Origin of the sequence: Streptomyces sp. NBC_01520, from assembly GCF_045040375.1 — a bacterium.
Classification (GTDB): Bacteria; Actinomycetota; Actinomycetes; order Streptomycetales; family Streptomycetaceae; genus Streptomyces.
The window spans coordinates 4,453,217-4,469,166 of the sequence record NZ_CP109404.1; the positions used below are offsets into that span (position 1 = coordinate 4,453,217).

The window sequence follows — 15,950 nt, forward strand, 5'->3', positions numbered from 1 at the left end:
TCCGGGGGCGGGTTCCGCCCGTCCCCGGAAGGCCGACCGCCATGACCTCCATATCCCCCTCCGCGTCCCCCGCGCACCCGGTCCTGGCCGAGGTCGTACGGTCCGGTTTCACCGAGGGACACCACCGGGGGTCGCTGGTCGTCCTGGCCGCCGACGGCAGCGTGGAACACGCGCTCGGCGACCCGGCGGCCCCGGTCTTCCCGCGCTCGTCCAACAAGCCGATGCAGGCGGCGGCGGTGCTGCGGGCCGGGCTGGACCTCTCGGGGGAGCGGCTGGCCCTGGCCGCCGCGAGCCATTCCGGGGAGGACTTCCACCTCGACCTGGTCCGCACGATGCTCGCCGAGCACGGGCTGAAGCCGGACGACCTGCAGACCCCGCCGGACCTCCCGATGGACCCGGTGGAGGCGGAGGCGTATCTCGCCGCGGGGCGGGTGCGGGAGCCGCTCACCATGAACTGCTCCGGGAAGCACGCGGCGATGCTCGCCGTCTGCCTGCGCAACGGCTGGGACACGGCCACGTACCTCGACCCGGCTCACCCGTTGCAGCAGCTGGTCGGCCAGGTGGTCGCGGAGGCGGCGGGGGAGCCGGTCGCTGCGGTGGGCACGGACGGCTGCGGGGCGCCGCTGATGGCGATCGGGCTGGTGGGCCTGGCCCGGGCGTTCCGTTCGTTCGTGCTGGCGGAGCCGGGCACCGCGGAGCGCCGGGTCGCCGACGCGATGCGGGCGCACCCGGAGTACGTGGCGGGCACGCGCCGACCGGACACCTGGCTGATGCGGGAGGTGCCGGGCACGCTCTCGAAGATGGGTGCCGAGGCGGTCCAGGCGGTGGCGCTCGCGGACGGCAGGGCGCTGGCCTTCAAGATCGACGACGGCTCGACGCGCGCCCTGGGCCCGGTGCTGGCCCGCTCCCTGGAACTGCTGGGCATCGACGCCCCGGTGGTGTCCCGCATCGGCCGGGCGCCGCTGCTGGGCGGGACCCGGGAGGTGGGTGTGATCCGTGCGGCGTTCTGAAACGGGGCTGCCGCCGATATCCGCGAGACATTCCGGAGAGGCTCTGCCTAGCGTGGGCACATGAGTTCTGATCTGCGTCATGTCACCGCCTCCGAGTACCCCGAGTGGCTGCGCGCCGTGTGCACCGGGTTCCTGATGCCGTACGAGGCGACGGACGAGGAGATCGCGGTGCGCCTGGCCCACATCGACCTGGACCGCACCCAGGGCGTGTTCGACGCCGGGCGCTGCGTGGCGACCTTCCGTTCGTTCCCCCAGGAACTGACCGTCGTGGGCGGTGCCACCGTACGGGCCGACGCGATCAGCGCGGTCACGGTGACGGCCACGCACCGCCGTCGCGGGCTGCTCAGCCGGATGATGGCCGCGGACCTGGCGGCGGCGAAGGAGCGCGGTGACGTGGTCGCCTCGCTGATCGCGGCCGAGTACCCGATCTACGGGCGGTACGGATTCGGTCCGGCGACCTGGACCTCGGAGTGGGAGATCGACGTCCCCCGGGCCGGCCTGGACCCGCGCGGGCGCGTCCCCTCCGAGGAGGACGGGGGCCGGATCGACCTGGTGGACGGTGCGGAGGTACGGAAGATCGGACCCGAGCTGCACGCGCGCCTGGCGGCCCGGCAGCACGGTGTGGTCAGCCGGGACACCCGCTGGTGGGAGCGGAACACCGGCGTCGACGTACCGGCGCACGAGAAGTGGACGGAGCCGTTCTACGCGGTGTACCGCTCGGCGGACGGGCAGGTCGACGGGCTGATGCCCTACCGGACCGACTCGAAGTGGAGCGACGCGAAGCAGCCGCTGGACAAGGCGACCGTCCAGGGGATGATCGCCGTGACCCCGGCGGCGGAGCGCTCGTTGTGGCGGTTCGTCTGCTCGATCGACTGGATCGCGACGGTCCGTACGGGACACCGGTCCACCGACGACCTGCTCCCCCTCTTCCTCCCGGACCCCCGTGCCGCGCACATCGTGACGCAGGCGGACTGGCTGTGGCTGCGCGTCCTGGACATCCCCCGGGCCCTGGAGGCCCGCACGTACGGGATTGCCGCGTCCCTGGTCCTGGACGTCCGCGACGGGACGGGCCTGACGGCCGGCCGCTTCCTGCTGGACGCCTCCCCGGACGGTGCCTCCTGCACCCCGACGACGCGGAGCGCCGACCTGGCCCTGGACGTCCGGGAGCTGGGATCGCTGTACATGGGCGACGAGTCGGCGGTGCGGCTCGCCGCCCTCGGCCCGGTCGAGGAGCTGCGGGCGGGTGCCGCGTCCTCGGCGGACGCCCTGTTCCGGGCCGGTGGCCGGGCCTGGTGCCCGGACGTGTTCTGAGCGAGGCCCACCGGCGGATGCTCCCTGGGGTGGCCGGTGGTCCGGGTCGGGCCCCGCCGTCACCGTGTCCGCAGTCCGAACAGCACCCCCGAGGCCGCCACCGCCACGGTCAGGATGCCCGCGGCCCACGCGAGCGCGATCCACGGTGTGTCGCCCACCGGCTGGTCCAGCAGGAGTCCGCGGAGCGACTCGATGGCCGGGGTGACCGGCTGGTGTTCGGCGAAGCCGTGGAGCCAGCCGGGCATCGAGTCCACCGGGACGAACGCGCTGCTCGGGTAGGGCAGGAACGACATGAAGAAGGTGAACCCGCCGGCCGCCTCCGGGGTGCGGGCGAGGAGACCGATGGCGGCCGAGATCCAGGACAGGGCCGTGATGTAGGCGAGGAGCACTCCGGTGACGGCGAGCCAGCCGCCGGGGGTGGCGGCGGGGCGGAAGCCGATGAGGAGGGCCACGCCGAAGACCAGGGTGGTGGAGACCAGGTTGCGTACGACGCTCGCCGCGACATGGCCGGCCAGGACCGGTGTACCGCCGATGTCCAGGGAGCGGAAGCGGTCGATGATGCCGCCCTTCATGTCCTCGCTCACTGCCACCGCCGTGGTGGCCGAGCCGAATCCGGCGCACAGCAGCAGGACGCCCGGGACGACGTACATGACGTAGGAGTCGTAGGCGGGTCCCGTCTCGATCGCGCCGCCGAAGAAGTAGACGAAGATCAGCATCAGCATGACCGGCAGCATCATCGAGGTGATGACGGCGTCGATGTTGCGGCGGCTGATGCGCAGGCTGCGGCCGGTCATGACCGTGGCGTGGGTGAGGAATCCGGGTGTCGTTGTGGCGGTGTCAGACATGGGTGGGTACCTCTGTGGTGTCTGCGGGTTCCGCGGTCTCCGCGGTGAGGGTCAGGAACACGTCGTCGAGGGTCGCGCTGTGCAGTGAGAAGCGGTCCACGTCGGTGCGGCGCGGGTCGATCTCGTCGAGCAGGGCACGGACGTGGGCCGCCGTGCCGTCCGTGGGCAGGCCCAGGGTGAGCGACCCGGGGGAGTGGTGGACGGCCCGGGTGGCGAGGCGGAGGTAGGCCTCTTGGGTGGTGAGGACCAGGTCCAGGCGATGGCCGGCGGCGCGGGCTTTCAGTTCGGCCGGGGTGCCTTCGGCGGCGATCCGGCCCTTGTCCAGGACGGCGATGCGGTCGGCCAGCTGGTCGGCCTCCTCCAGGTACTGCGTGGTGAGCAGCACCGTCGCGCCGCGGCCGGCGAGGTCGCGGACCACCTGCCAGAGTTCGCGGCGGCTGCGCGGGTCGAGACCGGTGGTGGGTTCGTCGAGGAAGAAGACGCCGGGCTCGGGTGAGCCGACGAGTCCCGCCGCGAGGTCGAGGCGCCGCCGCATCCCTCCGGAGTAGGTGCGGGCCTGGCGGCGGGCGGCGTCGGTGAGGCCGAAGCGGTCGAGGAGCTCCTCGGCCCGCTCCCGTGCCCGGGCGCGGCTCAGGCCCGTCAGCCGCGCCATCATCCGCAGGTTCTCCTCGCCGGTCAGGGTCTCGTCGACGGCTGCGAACTGGCCGGTCAGGCTGATCGCGCGGCGCACCCGGCGCCGGTCGGCGACGACGTCGTACCCGGCGACGCGCGCCGTGCCGGAGTCGGCCGTGGTGAGGGTGGCGAGGATGCGGACCGTGGTGGTCTTGCCCGCGCCGTTGGGGCCGAGCAGGGCGAAGACGCCCGCGCGGGCCACCTGGAGGCCGATGCCGTCCAGGACGCGGACCCGGGCGGAGGGTTTTCCGTAGGACTTGGTGAGGCCGTGTGCCTCGATCATCACGTCGGGCATGAGGTTCCCCGTTCTGCGTATGGGATACGCGTTACTGCGTAAGTGTTACGCAAACCTAGGATGGTGGTCAAGACGGTCCCCTGCGGAAGGCGGCTTCGCGTGACGGAGAAGAACGGCGCGTCGGGCGGTACGGGCCTCCCGGCCAGCATCGAGGCCGCCTGGGGGCTGAGGGACCGTCCGGTCAAGGGTCCGAAGCCGGGGCTCACGCTGGACCGCATCGTCGCGGCGGCCGTGGCGCTGGCCGCGTCCGAGGGGCTGTCGGCCGTCTCGATGGGACGGGTCGCCAAGGACCTGGGCGCGTCGACGATGGCGCTCTACCGTTACGTCTCCGCCAAGGAGGAGCTGTACGTCCTGATGCAGGAGGCGGCCATGGGGCAGCCGCACCGGCTGCCCGCGCTGGAGACCGGGGCCGGCTGGCGGGAGGCGATCAGCCAGTGGGCGTGGGCCCAGCGGGAGATGTTCCACCGCAATCTGTGGGCGCTGCGCATCCCGATCTCCGGCCCGCCCGCCAGCCCGAATTCGGTCGCCTGGTGGGAGCAGGGCCTCCAGTCCCTGGCGGGGAGCGGGCTGAGCGAGGGCGACAAGATCTCCGTCATCCTGCTGATCTCGGGCTTCGTGAGGAACGAGGCGCTGCTGATGAGCGACCTCGCCGCGGCCGTCGAGGCGAAGGGCGTCCCCGCCCAGGAGGTCATGGCGCGGTGGGAGCGGACGCTGAGACGGCTCGCCGACCCCGTACGGCATCCGGCGCTGACCAGGCTGCTGGAGACCGAGAACATGAGCGAGCCGGACGAGGCCGACTACGAGTTCGTGTTCGGCCTCGAACGGATCCTCGACGGGACCGAGGCGCTCATCCGGAAGGGCACCCCGTCATGAGCGGGGCGGAGGCCGGACCCGGGCAGACCGTGGCGCCCCGGCCCGGACTGCGGGAACGCAAGAAGCGGCGGACCTATCAGGCCGTCTCCGACGCCGCGATCTCGTTGTTCCTCGAACGGGGCTTCGACAAGGTCTCGGTGGCCGAGGTGGCGGCGGCGGCCGAGATCTCCAAGCCGACGCTGTTCCGGTACTTCCCGGCCAAGGAGGACCTGGTGCTGCACCGGTTCGCCGACCACGAGGAAGAGCCCGCCCGGGTGGTCGCCGCCCGGCCGGACGGAACGTCGCCGCTGGACGCGCTGCACCGGCACCACCTGGACGGCCTGGAACGGGGCGACCCGGTGACCGGGCTCTGCGACGTCCCGGCCGTGCTGGCCTTCCACCGGCTGCTGTACGGGACTCCGTCCCTCGTCGCCCGGTTGTACGCCTACCAGGGCCGCTCCGAGGCGGCGCTCGCCCTGGCCCTGAGCCGAGGGGCCACGGCGGACGGCAGCCGGGGCAACGGGGGTCCGGACGCCGGGATCTCGGTGCCGGCGCGACTCGCGGCGGGGCAGATCGTCGCCGTCCTGCGGATCCTGGCCGAGGAGAACTGGCGGCGGATCGACGCGGGGGAGAGCGCCGGGCAGGTGTACGGGGACGCGGTGACCTCGGCCGAACTCGCCTTCGTACAGCTGAGGAACGGGCTGGAGCGCTCCGGACCCGCCGGGCGCTGACCTTCCGCTCGCGTGTCTCCCCGCTCACGCCTTCGAGGGAGCGGGCGCGAAGGGCCGTGCAGGTCGGCCACCGCCTGTGCCAGGGAAGCCTGCTCCTCCGCCGGATCGTCGAAACCCGGTGTGAGGGAAAGCGGTTCACGGCCGGCCGGGCCGCCGGGCGCGGGACCGCTCCTCGTCTCGACGGTGGTGTTCATGGGGGCGGGCCTTCAGGAGCGGGTGGTGGCCGAGAGGGCGGGGCGAAGGACGAGGAAGGCCACCGCGAAGGCGGTGACGAGCCGCCCCGGTGAACGAGAACACGGCGATGGCCCTGGCCCGTTCGCACTCACGGCCGAACCCCCACGTGCTCCCGGTCGGTTATGGCAACTCGGCCCGGACGAGGGCACGGGCGATCGGCTCACCGGTGGCCTCGGCGTACGCCATCCGCTCCCGCACCTCGTGCAGCGTGCGCGGGCGGTAGCCGGGGCCGGAACAGCAGCCCTTGTGGAAGCGCACGCCCGCGTGCAGCAGCACCGAGAGCGTGCGCCAGGCTGCGGTGTCACGCCTCCGCGGCGGCGCGAAGGCGGACCCCACATGGATCAGCGCCCCGGCGCACCGGGGGCAGACGCGGTCGCGGTCCCGGTCGTACGGCTGCTTGTACGAGGCCCGGCACGGCAGGCAGACGTAGGCGGTCTTCGCGTGGGGCATGGAGGTCAGCGTAGGAGTCGAGGCGGGCCTCTGCGAGCGGATTTCCGCGGGGACGGCCGGCTCAGCGGCAGGTTGCAGCCGACCGACGCGGGGCCGGAGGCCTCGGCGTCCCCGGACGCCCACGCCCCACGGGGCGTCGGGCGACACCATCGGCACCTGGCGCTACGCCTGGGCCAGGATCTCGTAGTGGGCGTCGTGAGCGGCCACGCGGAACACCTCGTCGTACGAGGCCATGGCGGCGCGTATCGCCGAGCCGGCCACACCGCGGCGTCGGGCACGGGAGGCCGGCCACGTCGAAGAAGGCCGGCACGATCGCGAGGGCACCCCGCGGGGACCAGGAGCGGTACGAGCTCACTCATGGCCGGCTACGGGCTCACAGGCGGGCGTCGAGGCGGTGTTGCAGGGAACCGTCCGGGCCGAAGACGTCCAGCAGATAGCCCCGGTTCAGGCGGATCCCTTCCTCGCGCTCCAGGAATCCCGTGACCGACACCTTCAGCCGGTCGAACGTATCCGCGCTCCCATCCGGATCACGCGTCCACACGGTCAGCAGCGGGACGCCCCCGGGACCGGTGCCCTGCTGGATCCCGTACACCTCCTGGGCGCCGCCGGACCGCGTGTAGCGCCCGGCCGTCCGGGCGGCGTCGGCGGGTGCGACGGTGGTCGTGGCCGTGGGTCCGGCCGTGGCGGGAGCGTGGTCGGCGTCCGTGGTCCTGGTGCAGCCGGACAGCACGAGGACGACTCCGGCGCAGGCGAGCACGGCGGCGGTTCGGGGGGTTGCTTTCACCGCACGATGGTTGCCGCCCTACGACTGGTTTGGCGGCTGTTTCCCAGGCCCGTGGCCGTTCCGTCACATCGACCGCGCACGGAACAGCTCACTCCGTGTCGCTTCGGTCGGCGGGTGCTCCCGGTGGAGCGCCCATCGGCCAGATGCTCGGCGGGGGCGGGGGCGGGGGCGAAGGGGAAGTCAGGGATCCTGTGCCGCTTCGCGTTCTGCGGTGAACTCGTCCAGCAGCTGGAACATGACCTCGATCGCGCGCTGGTCGTCCTCGGGCGGCAGCCGAAGCGATCGGTTACCCCCTGGCCTGACACCTGAAGCAGTACGGCCCGGAAGCACCACCGGGCGAGCCTGCCTGGGCGGGAGGGGTTCACACGGCAGGCGGCGTCGCGTCGGCGTTTCCCTTTCCCCAGACGAAGACCTCGGTGCCCGGCTGACGTCCGGAGAACCGGCCCGACGCCGAGACCTCCCGCAGCAACCGCCGCAGGTCCGCCTCGAAGGCCTCGCGGCGTGGGCCGAAGAGGTGCGGGGCGGAGTACGACATCGAGAACATCCCTGCGACGACATCGTCGGCCGTGCGTACCAACGGCTGTCCGCCGGGAACGACATGGTGCTGCGGGCCGGAGAAACCGGCCCGGGCGAGCACCTTCGCCTCACCACCGGGTGTTCCCTGCGGCAGCACACCCCGGCCGGCGCGTCGGACCGGTCCCAGGTAGCGCCGCACCAGGGCCTCCATGGCCGCATGGGGCACCGCCGGATACGGCAGGCCGCCGGCGGGGTCCTGCGCCTTCACGTCGGCGACGTGCACCAGCGCCCCTCCCGGCCGGAGCATCTCCCGGATGGCCGCCGCCACCAGGACTTGATCCATCCAGTGGAAGGACTGGCCGAAGGTCGCGACGGTGAACGTGCCGAGCCCCGCGGGCAGATCCTCGGCCCGCGCCCGTACCCACCGCGTCCTCCCGGCCACCGCGCGCTCCGCGGCCTCACGTCCGGCCTCGGCGATCATTCCCTCGTCCGGGTCCACTCCGACGGTCTCGCCGAAGAGGGGCGCCAGGTCCAGGGCGAGGGTGCCGGGTCCGCAGCCCACGTCGATGAGGCGCCCCTGCCCGTCGGGCTTCAGCACCCCGGCGAGTACGTCCACGAGCCCGGGAGCGTAGGGAAGCCTCCCGCGCCGGTAGTAGGGCGCCGTACCCGCGAACAACGTGTCGTCCCACTCCCATCCGGCCACCACGCCCGCCACCGCCTTCCCACGGATCCGTGCCCCTTCGGCACCCGATGGTTCCACGGCTCCGCCCGACGGCTGCCCGGACGTGGCCCGTACCGGTGGAAGCGGGACGACGGGGCTGCCTCAGCGGCGTCCCAGCAGCTCGGCGATCCGGATGAACCCGTCGGTGCCGTGGCCCTGTTCGACGGCCCGGCGCGCCATGCCTTCCGCCGCACGCATCACGCCCGCGTCGATGCCATGGGCTTCCGAGGTGTGGACGATGTGGGCCATGGACGATGCCGCCGAGGTGAGCGGGTTGCCCTCGCCGGAGAAGGTCCCGCCGTCCACCTCCTCGGCGAGCTCCTCGAAGAGCGGCGGGAGAATGCCGCCGATCCCCTTGGCGAACGGCGCCAGCTGCCGCGCGGTGATCCCTTCCGCTCGCGCCACGGCCAGGGCGTGGGCGTAACCGGCCATGGCGGTCCAGAAGATGTCGAGCAGAGCGATGTCGTACGCCGCTGCCCGGCCGAACTCCTCGCCGAGATGGGTGTGGGTGCCGCCCAGCGCCGCGAGCACGGGCCGGTGCTCGCGGTACAGATCCTCCGGGCCGCTGTGGATGAACACCGCGGCCGGAGTGCCGATGGTCGTGGTCGGCGTCATGATCGCACCGTCCAGGTAGCGGACTCCGTGCCCGGCCGCCCATGCCGCGGTGTCCCGGGCCCGGTCCGGAGTGTCCGCGGTCAGGTTGACCACCGTGCGTCCCTTGAGCGCGCCGGTGACCTCCTCCCGCCGCAGGAGGGTGTCCACCGCGTCGTAGTTCACCACGCAGACCACGGTGAGCGTGCTCGCGGCGACGGCTTCCTCGACCGAACCGGCGCCGACCGCGCCCCGGGCGACCAGCTCCCGGTCCCGGCCCGGTGTCCGGTTCCAGACCGTGGTCCGCAGACCGCCGTCCAGGAACGCCCCCGCCAGGGATCTGCCCATCGGCCCCAGGCCGAGGACGGTCACGGCAGACTGTTCGGTGTGCAGGGACATGGTTGAACTCCTCCGAAATACAGGCGACATGTGATGAATGGAGTGAAGATGACGCGCGGGCGTGCCCAGGATCCGAATGTCTGCGGGGTCACCGCCGCGATCGCCGTGATCGACGGGAAGTGGAAGACGGCTCTGCTCTGGCTGCTGGAGTCCGGTCCGCAGCGCCCTGGCGAGCTGCGGCGGAGGCTGCCGGGTCTCAGCGAGAAGGTGCTGACTCAGGCACTCCGCGAGATGGAGGCCGACGGTCTCGTACACCGGGAGGTGCACGACGTACGTCCGCTGAAGACCATGTACTCCCTGACCCCGTTCGGCCGGGAGCTCTCCGACTTGCTGGCGCCCCTCTCCGACTGGGGCCACCGCCGCTTGGAGACGCTCACGGATGCCCGGCCGGTCTCCTGACGTATCGCACAGCCCTCCACGCTTCCCGGACCCGGGGATCTCTGCCCCTTCACCAGGATCGGTCCGTCACCGGACGCCGCCAAGTACCCACAAAAAAGTGGCTACCGCGGATGGCCCGACGGCAACGGGTGCACCTCCACCTGGCCACAGACGAGGGCAGAGGGGAATCGGCACAGTTGCGCACCTGCCCGTCGCCTGCCGCCGTTACTGTGTCGGTTTTGACGTGCACGGCCGTCAGCGCCTGCAGTGGATACGGAAGTGGGGGCGTCGTGAGCGACATGTGGACCGGTGGGAAGGTGCGCCTGCGAGGCGTCGAGCCCGAGGACTGGACGGGCTTTCGCGACCTGGCCCGGAACACCTCCGACGTCCGCGACGCCGACCACGTCGAGCCTCCGCGCTCCGCCGAGAGCTTCCGTTCCTGGACAGCCGAGCGGGCGGGTCGTCCGCCGGGAGGTGAGGCGTTCCGGCTGGTGGTCGAGACGCTGGCCGACCACGCGTTCGCGGGTGCTGTGACCGTCGGGGAGACCGACAGCCGTGCGGGACGGTTCAGGACCGGTGTCGAGATCGCCCGCGAACACCGTCGCCGGGGGTACGCGGCCGAGGCGGCCGAACTCGTCCTCACCTACATGTTCGCCGAGCAGCGCCACAACAAGTGCGAGGTGGAGGTCTACGCCTTCAACGACGCGTCCCTCGCCCTCTACCGCAGGCTGGGCTTCGTCGAGGAGGGGCGGCTCCGCCAGCACGAGTTCTTCGCCGGCGGCTACCACGACGTCGTGCTCCTCGGTATCACCGCCGCCGAGTACTGGGCCACGCACGAGCGCCCGTCGGTGCGGTGATCCCCTGCGGCCGACGGCGACCCGGGACCGGGGATATCCGGCATCCGGCATCCGGGATCGGCGATCCGCCGCCCAGGACGGGAGGGCCCGCCTCAGCCCTTGACCGCCTCCGCGATCCGCAGGGCGGCCTGTGCGGGCGTGAGGTGGGTGGTGTCGACGACCTCGGCCTCGTCGTGCAGCCAGGTGCGGGCCGCCTCGGCGTAGGGCTCGAGGTATTCGAGACGGAAGGTGGAGGGGCCGAGATGGGCGTCCCCCTCGATGCGCCCGCGGAGCGTGTCCTGGTCGGCGTGGAGCACGAAGTGCCGTACGGGAATCCCGTGCCGGTCGAGGCCGGTGCTGATCTCACGCCAGTACTGCTCGACCAGGACGGTCATGGGCATCACCAGGGTGCCGCCGGTGTAGTCGAGTACGTGGCGGGCGGTCTCGACCACGAGCGGCCGCCACGGCGGCCAGTGCTGGAAGTTGCCCGTCCAGGGCAGCCCCGGCGTGATGTCCATGAGTGTCTCGCCGACCTTCTCGGCGTCGAACACCCGTGAGTCCGGGATCAGTTGCTGCACGAGTGCGCTGGTCGTGGTCTTGCCCGCTCCGTGGGTGCCGTTGAGCCATACGATCATGGGACCAACGCTAACGCCCGTACGGGCCGTCGGAACGGGCACAGCGGAAATCCGGCAGCCCCGCCGGTCGGTGATGCGGCGGGGTGAGGGGCCCGCGCGGGCCCCTCACCCCGCCTCCGGCATTCGCCGCTCAGGCGGGGCGCTCGGCCATGACGACCAGCCCCGGCCCGGTCCGCTCGTCCGCGGGGAGCCGGAGTTCGGCGACCGGGCGCAGCCCGGCCCGCTCGATCAGGTCCACGAGCTGTTCCGGCCGCCATTTGTGCGTCGTCCAGCGGACGGGCACCCCTCCGTAGGCCTCGGTCCGCACCGCGTCCTCGTCCCCGACGTGCGTCGCGGTGATGAAGTGACCGCCCGGCTTCAGGGCGCGCGCGAACTGTGCGAGGACCTGGGGAAGGACGTCACGGGGGAGGTTGAACAGCGACCACCAGCCGAGCACGCCGCCGAGGGACGCTTCCTCCAAGGCGAGGTCGGTTGCGGAGGCCACACCGAAGCGGCATTGCGGATGGAGGCGGCGCGCGTTCTCGATCATGCGGGGCGAGAGGTCGACCCCGGACACGTCGAGCCCGCGTTCGTCGAGGTAGGCGGTCACCGTCCCGGGCCCGCACCCGACGTCGAGGACGGGCCCGAGCTCCCCCACCGTGTCGGCGAAGGCGTCGACCGACGCCTTGAGCCATGGATGCCTGCGGATGTCGCCGAATCCCGTCGTCGTCACCATGTGGGCGTAGTTGTCGGCCACCCGGTCGTAGGACTCACGGACCACGTCGAGATCGGCTGGGCGGTCGATACGGTGTGCGCGCATCGGCCAACCATAGGACGACGGGTTCGCCGGGTCAGGAGGATCGGACGACCCGGCCGGGAGGACCGGTCGCCGCCGCGCGCGAAGCCCGCCTCCCGCATGGCGCGGAACACTTTTGCAAGCGGGCGCTTGCAATAGTTAGCAAGGGTGATGCAGTATCGAGGCATGGCATCACTCAACGTCGGCAATCTCGGTGAGTACCTGCGAGAGCAGCGGCGTACCGCGCAGCTCTCCCTGCGGCAGCTCGCCGACGCCGCCGGAGTGTCCAACCCGTATCTGAGCCAGATCGAACGCGGTCTGCGCAAGCCGAGCGCCGAGGTGCTGCAGCAGGTCGCCAAGGCCCTGCGGATCTCGGCCGAGACGCTGTACGTGCGCGCCGGGATCCTTGACGAGCGGGAGCGGGAGGAACTGGAGACGCGGGCGGTCATATTGGCCGATCCGTCGATCAACGAGCGGCAGAAGAACGTACTGCTGCAGATCTACGACTCCTTCCGCAAGGAGAACGGTTTCGACGTCGTGCCCGACACCGGCGCCGAGGTCCACGGTGCGCCGGATGCGGAGAGCACAATCGATGCCGACGTGGAAAGCGGTGCCGGTGACGAGAACGGTGCCGGCACGGATGCCCGCGGCCCCCGCACGGCCGGCGGCAGTGATGCAGACACACCCCTGAACTGATTTCTGATGATCCGGGAGGACCACAGTCATGGCCATCACCGATGACCTGCGCAAGACCCTCACCGACCCGACCCCCCTCTACTTCGCCGCCGGCACGGCCGATCTTGCCGTGGAGCAGGCGCGCAAGTTCCCGGCGCTGATCGACCAGCTGCGGGCCGAGGCGCCCGAGCGGATCGAAGCCGTGCGCAACACCGACCCCAAGGCCGTGCAGGAGCGGGTGACCACGCAGGCCAAGGAGGCCCAGGCCACCGTGCAGGCGAAGGTGAGCGAGGTCTTCGGGTCGCTGGACACCGACCTGAAGAAGTGGGGCGAGACCGCCCAGGACCTGGCGCTGCGGAGCGTCGGTGTGGCCGCCGAGTACGCGGTCCGTGCCCGGGAGACGTACGAGAAGGTCGCCGAGCGCGGCGAGCAGAGCGTACGGACGTGGCGCGGCGAGACGGCCGAGGAGATCGTCGAGGTCGCCGCCGTCGTCGAGGCGGAGCCGAAGTCCGTGCCGAAGCAGAAGTCCGACGCGGCTCCGTCCCCGGCGAAGCCCGCGCCGGCCGTGAAGCCCGCGCCGACCGCGACGGCGAAGAAGCCCACGCCCGCCGCGCCCGCCAAGAAGCCCACGCCGGTCCGCAAGCCCGCGGCGAAGAAGACGACCCCGCCGTCCGCGAAGTAGCGGGACGGGCGGGAACGGGAGGAACGGTCCGGGCACCTTGGGGGTGGCCGGGTCGTTGTCCCGGTACCTTGGCCGCGAGGCGCTCATCCACTGACTAGGCGGTGCTCACCATGTTGCTCGCAGCATTCGGCTCGTTCCTCCAGCTGCTGTTCCTGGCCATGCTCGTCCTGGCCGTGGTCGCGCTGGTCTTCGCGGCGACAGCGCGCGAGGACGCCTACCTGGCCGCGGACAAGCAGAAGAAGTCGTTCTGGCTGATCATCCTCGGCGTGACCGTCGTGGTGAACCTCGTCATTCCGATCCTGTTCCTGCAGATCGCGGGCGTCATCGCGTCCATCGTCTTCATGGTGGACGTCCGGCCGGCGCTCAAGGCGGTATCGGGCGGTGGCGGCGGCAGCCGGGGCGGTTCCAGCAGCGACGGACCCTACGGTCCCTACAACGGCGGGCGCTGAGCGCCTGCCGGTGGGGCCGAGACGGGACGGGAGCGCATCGCGCTCCCGTCCCGTCGTCGTATCCGGGCCTCGTCGCGTTCGAGCAGCAGGACCGCCACGTCGTCGGTCAGCTCGCCGCCGTTCAGCTCCTGCGCCTGGGCGACCGCGGCCTCCAGCAGTGCCTCGCCGCCGAGCCCCCGGTCCAGCTGGCCGTTGACCATGGCGACCATGCCGTCCTGGCCGAGCCGCTGCGTCCCGACCGGCCCGACACGCCCCTCGATCAGCCCGTCGGTGTACATCATCAGGCTCCAGGAGCCGCCCAGCTGGACCTGCCTGCGCGGCCAGCGGGCGTGCGGGAGCAGACCGAGCGCCGGGCCGCCGTCCTCGTGCGGGAGCAGTTGCGCAGCCCTTCCCCGGCGGGCGATCAGCGGTGCGGGGTGGCCCGCGATGCAGAGTCCGGCGCGGCGGCCGTCGGGGGCGATGTCGACGGTGCAGAGCGTCGCGAAGATCTCCTCGCTCTGCCGTTCGTGCTCCAGGACCTGTTGCAGCGTCGAGAGCAGGGCGTCGCCGCAGAGCCCGGCCAGGGTCAGTGCCCGCCAGGCGATGCGCAGTTCGACGCCGAGCGCCGCCTCGTCGGGGCCGTGCCCGCAGACGTCGCCGATCATCGCGTGGACCGTGCCGTCGGGTGTGCGGACCGTGTCGTAGAAATCCCCGCCGAGCAGGGCGCGGCTGCGGCCCGGCCGGTAGCGGGCGGCGAAGGCCAGGTCGGAGCCGTCGAGGAGCGGTGTGGGCAGCAGTCCGCGTTCCAGCCGGGCGTTCTCCTGGGCGCGCAGCCGGGACTCGGTCAGCTGGTGCTGGGCGATGTCCGCGCGCTTGCGCTCCACGGCGTACCGGATGGCGCGGCTGAGGAGGCGTCCGTCGAGTTCCCCGCGGAAGAGGTAGTCCTGTGCGCCGACCCGTACCGCTTCGGCGGCCCGCTCGGCGTCGTCCTCCGCCGTGAGGGCGAGGACGGCGTGGCGAGGTGCGATGCGCAGGACGTGTTCGAGGGTGGCGAGCTCGTCGTGGGCGGGGGCGTCCGCCGTGCCGTCGGCGCGGGCGCCGGTGGGCAGGGCCAGGTCGAGGTCGAGCAGGATGCAGTCGACGTCGTCGGTGAGCAGCCGGCCGGCCTCGGTGAGATTGCGCGCGGTACGGACACGGATCCGGGTCCCGGCGGCGGACGGCAGCTCGGGGACGGTGAAGGTGCCCGCAGGGTCGTCCTCGATCACCAGGAGGGTGAGGTCGGCGCCATGAGTGGTCTCCGCAGCGGGGACAGCGCGTTGCTGCGGTACGGGTACGGGCATCGGTTCGGGTTCCTTCCCTCCCCCCGAGGGCGCGGCGGGGCGACGATCGACGACCTGCCAGACGGGGACGATAGCGGCCGGAGCGGGGGAGCGGAATGGTGTTCGAAGATCGGCACCTGGCATATGCGTGGCCAAAAGCCGCTTCCTGTCACGGATCCGGACCGATGTGCGCGGACGAAGCGGACAGGGGAGCCATGACAAACATCACGCGGCCCCGGGGCGGGCGGCGGGGAGCGGTGCGTGTGCCGTGGCGGGTTCCTATCCTGGCCCGATGGCGACACCAGATTTCATCCTCGCGCTGCGAGAGAAGATCGGGAACGACCCGCTGTGGCTGTCGGGGGTGACTGCGGTCGTCCTCAGGGAGGGACGCGTCCTCCTGGTGAAGCGTGCGGACAACGGCGCGTGGACGTCCGTGACCGGGATCATCGACCCCGGGGAACAGCCGGCGGACGCCGCGGCCCGGGAGGTCCTGGAGGAGACGGGCGTCGACGCGGTTCCCGAGCGCCTGGTCCTGGTGCACGTCACGGGTCCGGTCGTCTACGGGAACGGGGACCAGGCGCAGTACCTCGACCTCGTCTTCCGGTTCCGCTGGCAGTCCGGTGACCCGTATCCGGCCGACGGTGAGAACACGGACACCCGCTGGTTCCCGCTGGACGACCTGCCTCCCATGTCCGACGACATGCGCGGCCGGATCGCCGCCGCCGTGGCCGACGAGCCCGCCGCCCGGTACGTCGTCTCCCCGCAGCCCGCTCCGCACGTGTAGGCGGCTCCCGGATCGTCCGCCGCGGCC

Annotated in this window: 19 protein-coding genes; 10 read left to right on the forward strand and 9 right to left on the reverse strand. The window is 72.0% G+C overall.

Features of this window, described 5'->3' with window-relative positions; translation table 11 throughout:
• Positions 1 to 41: 41 nt before the first annotated feature.
• Positions 42 to 1,010 (forward strand): asparaginase, encoded by a 969-nt coding sequence (locus tag OG524_RS20170; RefSeq protein ID WP_405389461.1) that lies wholly within the window; start codon positions 42 to 44, stop codon positions 1,008 to 1,010.
• Between the two features lie 60 nt (positions 1,011 to 1,070).
• Positions 1,071 to 2,321 (forward strand): GNAT family N-acetyltransferase, encoded by a 1,251-nt coding sequence (locus OG524_RS20175; protein WP_405811404.1) that lies wholly within the window; start codon positions 1,071 to 1,073, stop codon positions 2,319 to 2,321.
• A gap of 59 nt (positions 2,322 to 2,380) precedes the next feature.
• Here the strand turns inward: OG524_RS20175 and OG524_RS20180 are convergent, their stop codons facing one another.
• Both OG524_RS20180 and OG524_RS20185 read right to left on the reverse strand, forming a co-directional pair.
• The gene (locus OG524_RS20180) at positions 2,381 to 3,166 is read right to left on the reverse strand and encodes an ABC transporter permease (RefSeq protein WP_405389459.1); all 786 of its coding nucleotides are present in this window, start codon (positions 3,164 to 3,166) and stop codon (positions 2,381 to 2,383) included.
• On the reverse strand, positions 3,159 to 4,133 hold the full coding sequence (locus OG524_RS20185; RefSeq protein ID WP_405811407.1) for an ATP-binding cassette domain-containing protein: 975 nt from the start codon (positions 4,131 to 4,133) through the stop codon (positions 3,159 to 3,161). Before OG524_RS20185 ends, OG524_RS20180 begins: the two co-directional genes overlap by 8 nt.
• Positions 4,134 to 4,232: 99 nt before the next feature.
• On the opposite strand from OG524_RS20185, the gene OG524_RS20190 reads away from it, so the two are divergent.
• Both OG524_RS20190 and OG524_RS20195 read left to right on the forward strand, forming a co-directional pair.
• On the forward strand, positions 4,233 to 5,006 hold the full coding sequence (locus OG524_RS20190; RefSeq protein ID WP_405389457.1) for a TetR/AcrR family transcriptional regulator: 774 nt from the start codon (positions 4,233 to 4,235) through the stop codon (positions 5,004 to 5,006).
• The gene (locus OG524_RS20195; RefSeq protein ID WP_405811409.1) at positions 5,003 to 5,716 is read left to right on the forward strand and encodes a TetR family transcriptional regulator; all 714 of its coding nucleotides are present in this window, start codon (positions 5,003 to 5,005) and stop codon (positions 5,714 to 5,716) included. The genes OG524_RS20190 and OG524_RS20195 overlap by 4 nt, the downstream gene beginning before the upstream one ends.
• 354 nt (positions 5,717 to 6,070) lie before the next feature.
• On the opposite strand, the gene OG524_RS20200 is transcribed toward OG524_RS20195, so the two are convergent.
• The 4 genes from OG524_RS20200 to OG524_RS20215 form a co-directional block, all read right to left on the reverse strand.
• Positions 6,071 to 6,400 carry a deoxyxylulose-5-phosphate synthase gene (locus OG524_RS20200; protein WP_405389455.1) on the reverse strand — a complete coding sequence of 110 codons (330 nt, stop codon included), beginning with the start codon at positions 6,398 to 6,400 and terminating at the stop codon, positions 6,071 to 6,073.
• Positions 6,401 to 6,773: 373 nt separating this feature from the next.
• Positions 6,774 to 7,184 carry a hypothetical protein gene (locus OG524_RS20205; RefSeq protein WP_405811411.1) on the reverse strand — a complete coding sequence of 137 codons (411 nt, stop codon included), beginning with the start codon at positions 7,182 to 7,184 and terminating at the stop codon, positions 6,774 to 6,776.
• A 361-nt stretch (positions 7,185 to 7,545) separates the two neighbouring features.
• A complete protein-coding gene (locus OG524_RS20210; protein ID WP_405393143.1) occupies positions 7,546 to 8,406 on the reverse strand; it encodes a class I SAM-dependent methyltransferase in 861 nt (286 codons plus the stop codon).
• A 117-nt stretch (positions 8,407 to 8,523) separates the two neighbouring features.
• The gene (locus tag OG524_RS20215; protein WP_405389453.1) at positions 8,524 to 9,411 is read right to left on the reverse strand and encodes an NAD(P)-dependent oxidoreductase; all 888 of its coding nucleotides are present in this window, start codon (positions 9,409 to 9,411) and stop codon (positions 8,524 to 8,526) included.
• Positions 9,412 to 9,459: 48 nt separating this feature from the next.
• Here OG524_RS20215 and OG524_RS20220 point away from each other — a divergent pair, with 48 nt between their 5' ends.
• Together OG524_RS20220 and OG524_RS20225 are read left to right on the forward strand one after the other, a co-directional pair.
• Positions 9,460 to 9,810, forward strand: a complete 351-nt coding sequence (locus OG524_RS20220; protein WP_405389452.1) for a winged helix-turn-helix transcriptional regulator — start codon at positions 9,460 to 9,462, stop codon at positions 9,808 to 9,810.
• Between the two features lie 269 nt (positions 9,811 to 10,079).
• On the forward strand, positions 10,080 to 10,646 hold the full coding sequence (locus OG524_RS20225) for a GNAT family N-acetyltransferase (protein ID WP_405389451.1): 567 nt from the start codon (positions 10,080 to 10,082) through the stop codon (positions 10,644 to 10,646).
• A 92-nt stretch (positions 10,647 to 10,738) separates the two neighbouring features.
• Here the strand turns inward: OG524_RS20225 and OG524_RS20230 are convergent, their stop codons facing one another.
• Positions 10,739 to 11,260, reverse strand: a complete 522-nt coding sequence (locus OG524_RS20230; RefSeq protein ID WP_405389450.1) for an ATP-binding protein — start codon at positions 11,258 to 11,260, stop codon at positions 10,739 to 10,741.
• 130 nt (positions 11,261 to 11,390) lie between these two features.
• A complete protein-coding gene (locus tag OG524_RS20235) occupies positions 11,391 to 12,059 on the reverse strand; it encodes a class I SAM-dependent DNA methyltransferase (protein ID WP_405811414.1) in 669 nt (222 codons plus the stop codon).
• 162 nt (positions 12,060 to 12,221) lie between these two features.
• Here OG524_RS20235 and OG524_RS20240 point away from each other — a divergent pair, with 162 nt between their 5' ends.
• The 3 genes from OG524_RS20240 to OG524_RS20250 all read left to right on the forward strand — a co-directional run bounded on the left by OG524_RS20240 (position 12,222) and on the right by OG524_RS20250 (position 13,841).
• On the forward strand, positions 12,222 to 12,731 hold the full coding sequence (locus OG524_RS20240; protein WP_405389448.1) for a helix-turn-helix domain-containing protein: 510 nt from the start codon (positions 12,222 to 12,224) through the stop codon (positions 12,729 to 12,731).
• Positions 12,732 to 12,759: 28 nt separating this feature from the next.
• Positions 12,760 to 13,392 carry a hypothetical protein gene (locus OG524_RS20245; protein WP_405811416.1) on the forward strand — a complete coding sequence of 211 codons (633 nt, stop codon included), beginning with the start codon at positions 12,760 to 12,762 and terminating at the stop codon, positions 13,390 to 13,392.
• Positions 13,393 to 13,502: 110 nt separating this feature from the next.
• Positions 13,503 to 13,841, forward strand: coding sequence for a DUF2516 family protein (locus OG524_RS20250; RefSeq protein WP_405389446.1), 339 nt, complete (start codon positions 13,503 to 13,505; stop codon positions 13,839 to 13,841).
• Here OG524_RS20250 and OG524_RS20255 read toward each other — a convergent pair.
• Positions 13,823 to 15,160 carry a PP2C family protein-serine/threonine phosphatase gene (locus OG524_RS20255; RefSeq protein WP_405389445.1) on the reverse strand — a complete coding sequence of 446 codons (1,338 nt, stop codon included), beginning with the start codon at positions 15,158 to 15,160 and terminating at the stop codon, positions 13,823 to 13,825. The two genes, OG524_RS20250 and OG524_RS20255, sit on opposite strands and share 19 nt — an antisense overlap.
• Positions 15,161 to 15,431: 271 nt before the next feature.
• On the opposite strand from OG524_RS20255, the gene OG524_RS20260 reads away from it, so the two are divergent.
• Positions 15,432 to 15,923 (forward strand): NUDIX hydrolase, encoded by a 492-nt coding sequence (locus tag OG524_RS20260; protein WP_405389444.1) that lies wholly within the window; start codon positions 15,432 to 15,434, stop codon positions 15,921 to 15,923.
• Positions 15,924 to 15,950 lie beyond the last annotated feature (27 nt).

What these genes read in the sequence shown, in the direction of transcription:
- OG524_RS20240 (WP_405389448.1), top strand. Translation starts at nt 12,222, where the DNA reads ATGGCATCACTCAACGTCGGCAATCTCGGTGAGTACCTGCGAGAGCAG.
- OG524_RS20195 (WP_405811409.1), top strand. Translation starts at nt 5,003, where the DNA reads ATGAGCGGGGCGGAGGCCGGACCCGGGCAGACCGTGGCGCCCCGGCCC.
- OG524_RS20215 (WP_405389453.1), bottom strand. Translation starts at nt 9,411, where the DNA reads ATGTCCCTGCACACCGAACAGTCTGCCGTGACCGTCCTCGGCCTGGGG.
- OG524_RS20260 (WP_405389444.1), top strand. Translation starts at nt 15,432, where the DNA reads ATGGCGACACCAGATTTCATCCTCGCGCTGCGAGAGAAGATCGGGAAC.
- OG524_RS20200 (WP_405389455.1), bottom strand. Translation starts at nt 6,400, where the DNA reads ATGCCCCACGCGAAGACCGCCTACGTCTGCCTGCCGTGCCGGGCCTCG.
- OG524_RS20220 (WP_405389452.1), top strand. Translation starts at nt 9,460, where the DNA reads ATGACGCGCGGGCGTGCCCAGGATCCGAATGTCTGCGGGGTCACCGCC.
- OG524_RS20175 (WP_405811404.1), top strand. Translation starts at nt 1,071, where the DNA reads ATGAGTTCTGATCTGCGTCATGTCACCGCCTCCGAGTACCCCGAGTGG.
- OG524_RS20180 (WP_405389459.1), bottom strand. Translation starts at nt 3,166, where the DNA reads ATGTCTGACACCGCCACAACGACACCCGGATTCCTCACCCACGCCACG.
- OG524_RS20235 (WP_405811414.1), bottom strand. Translation starts at nt 12,059, where the DNA reads ATGCGCGCACACCGTATCGACCGCCCAGCCGATCTCGACGTGGTCCGT.
- OG524_RS20250 (WP_405389446.1), top strand. Translation starts at nt 13,503, where the DNA reads ATGTTGCTCGCAGCATTCGGCTCGTTCCTCCAGCTGCTGTTCCTGGCC.
- OG524_RS20230 (WP_405389450.1), bottom strand. Translation starts at nt 11,260, where the DNA reads ATGATCGTATGGCTCAACGGCACCCACGGAGCGGGCAAGACCACGACC.
- OG524_RS20185 (WP_405811407.1), bottom strand. Translation starts at nt 4,133, where the DNA reads ATGCCCGACGTGATGATCGAGGCACACGGCCTCACCAAGTCCTACGGA.
- OG524_RS20170 (WP_405389461.1), top strand. Translation starts at nt 42, where the DNA reads ATGACCTCCATATCCCCCTCCGCGTCCCCCGCGCACCCGGTCCTGGCC.
- OG524_RS20255 (WP_405389445.1), bottom strand. Translation starts at nt 15,160, where the DNA reads ATGCCCGTACCCGTACCGCAGCAACGCGCTGTCCCCGCTGCGGAGACC.
- OG524_RS20245 (WP_405811416.1), top strand. Translation starts at nt 12,760, where the DNA reads ATGGCCATCACCGATGACCTGCGCAAGACCCTCACCGACCCGACCCCC.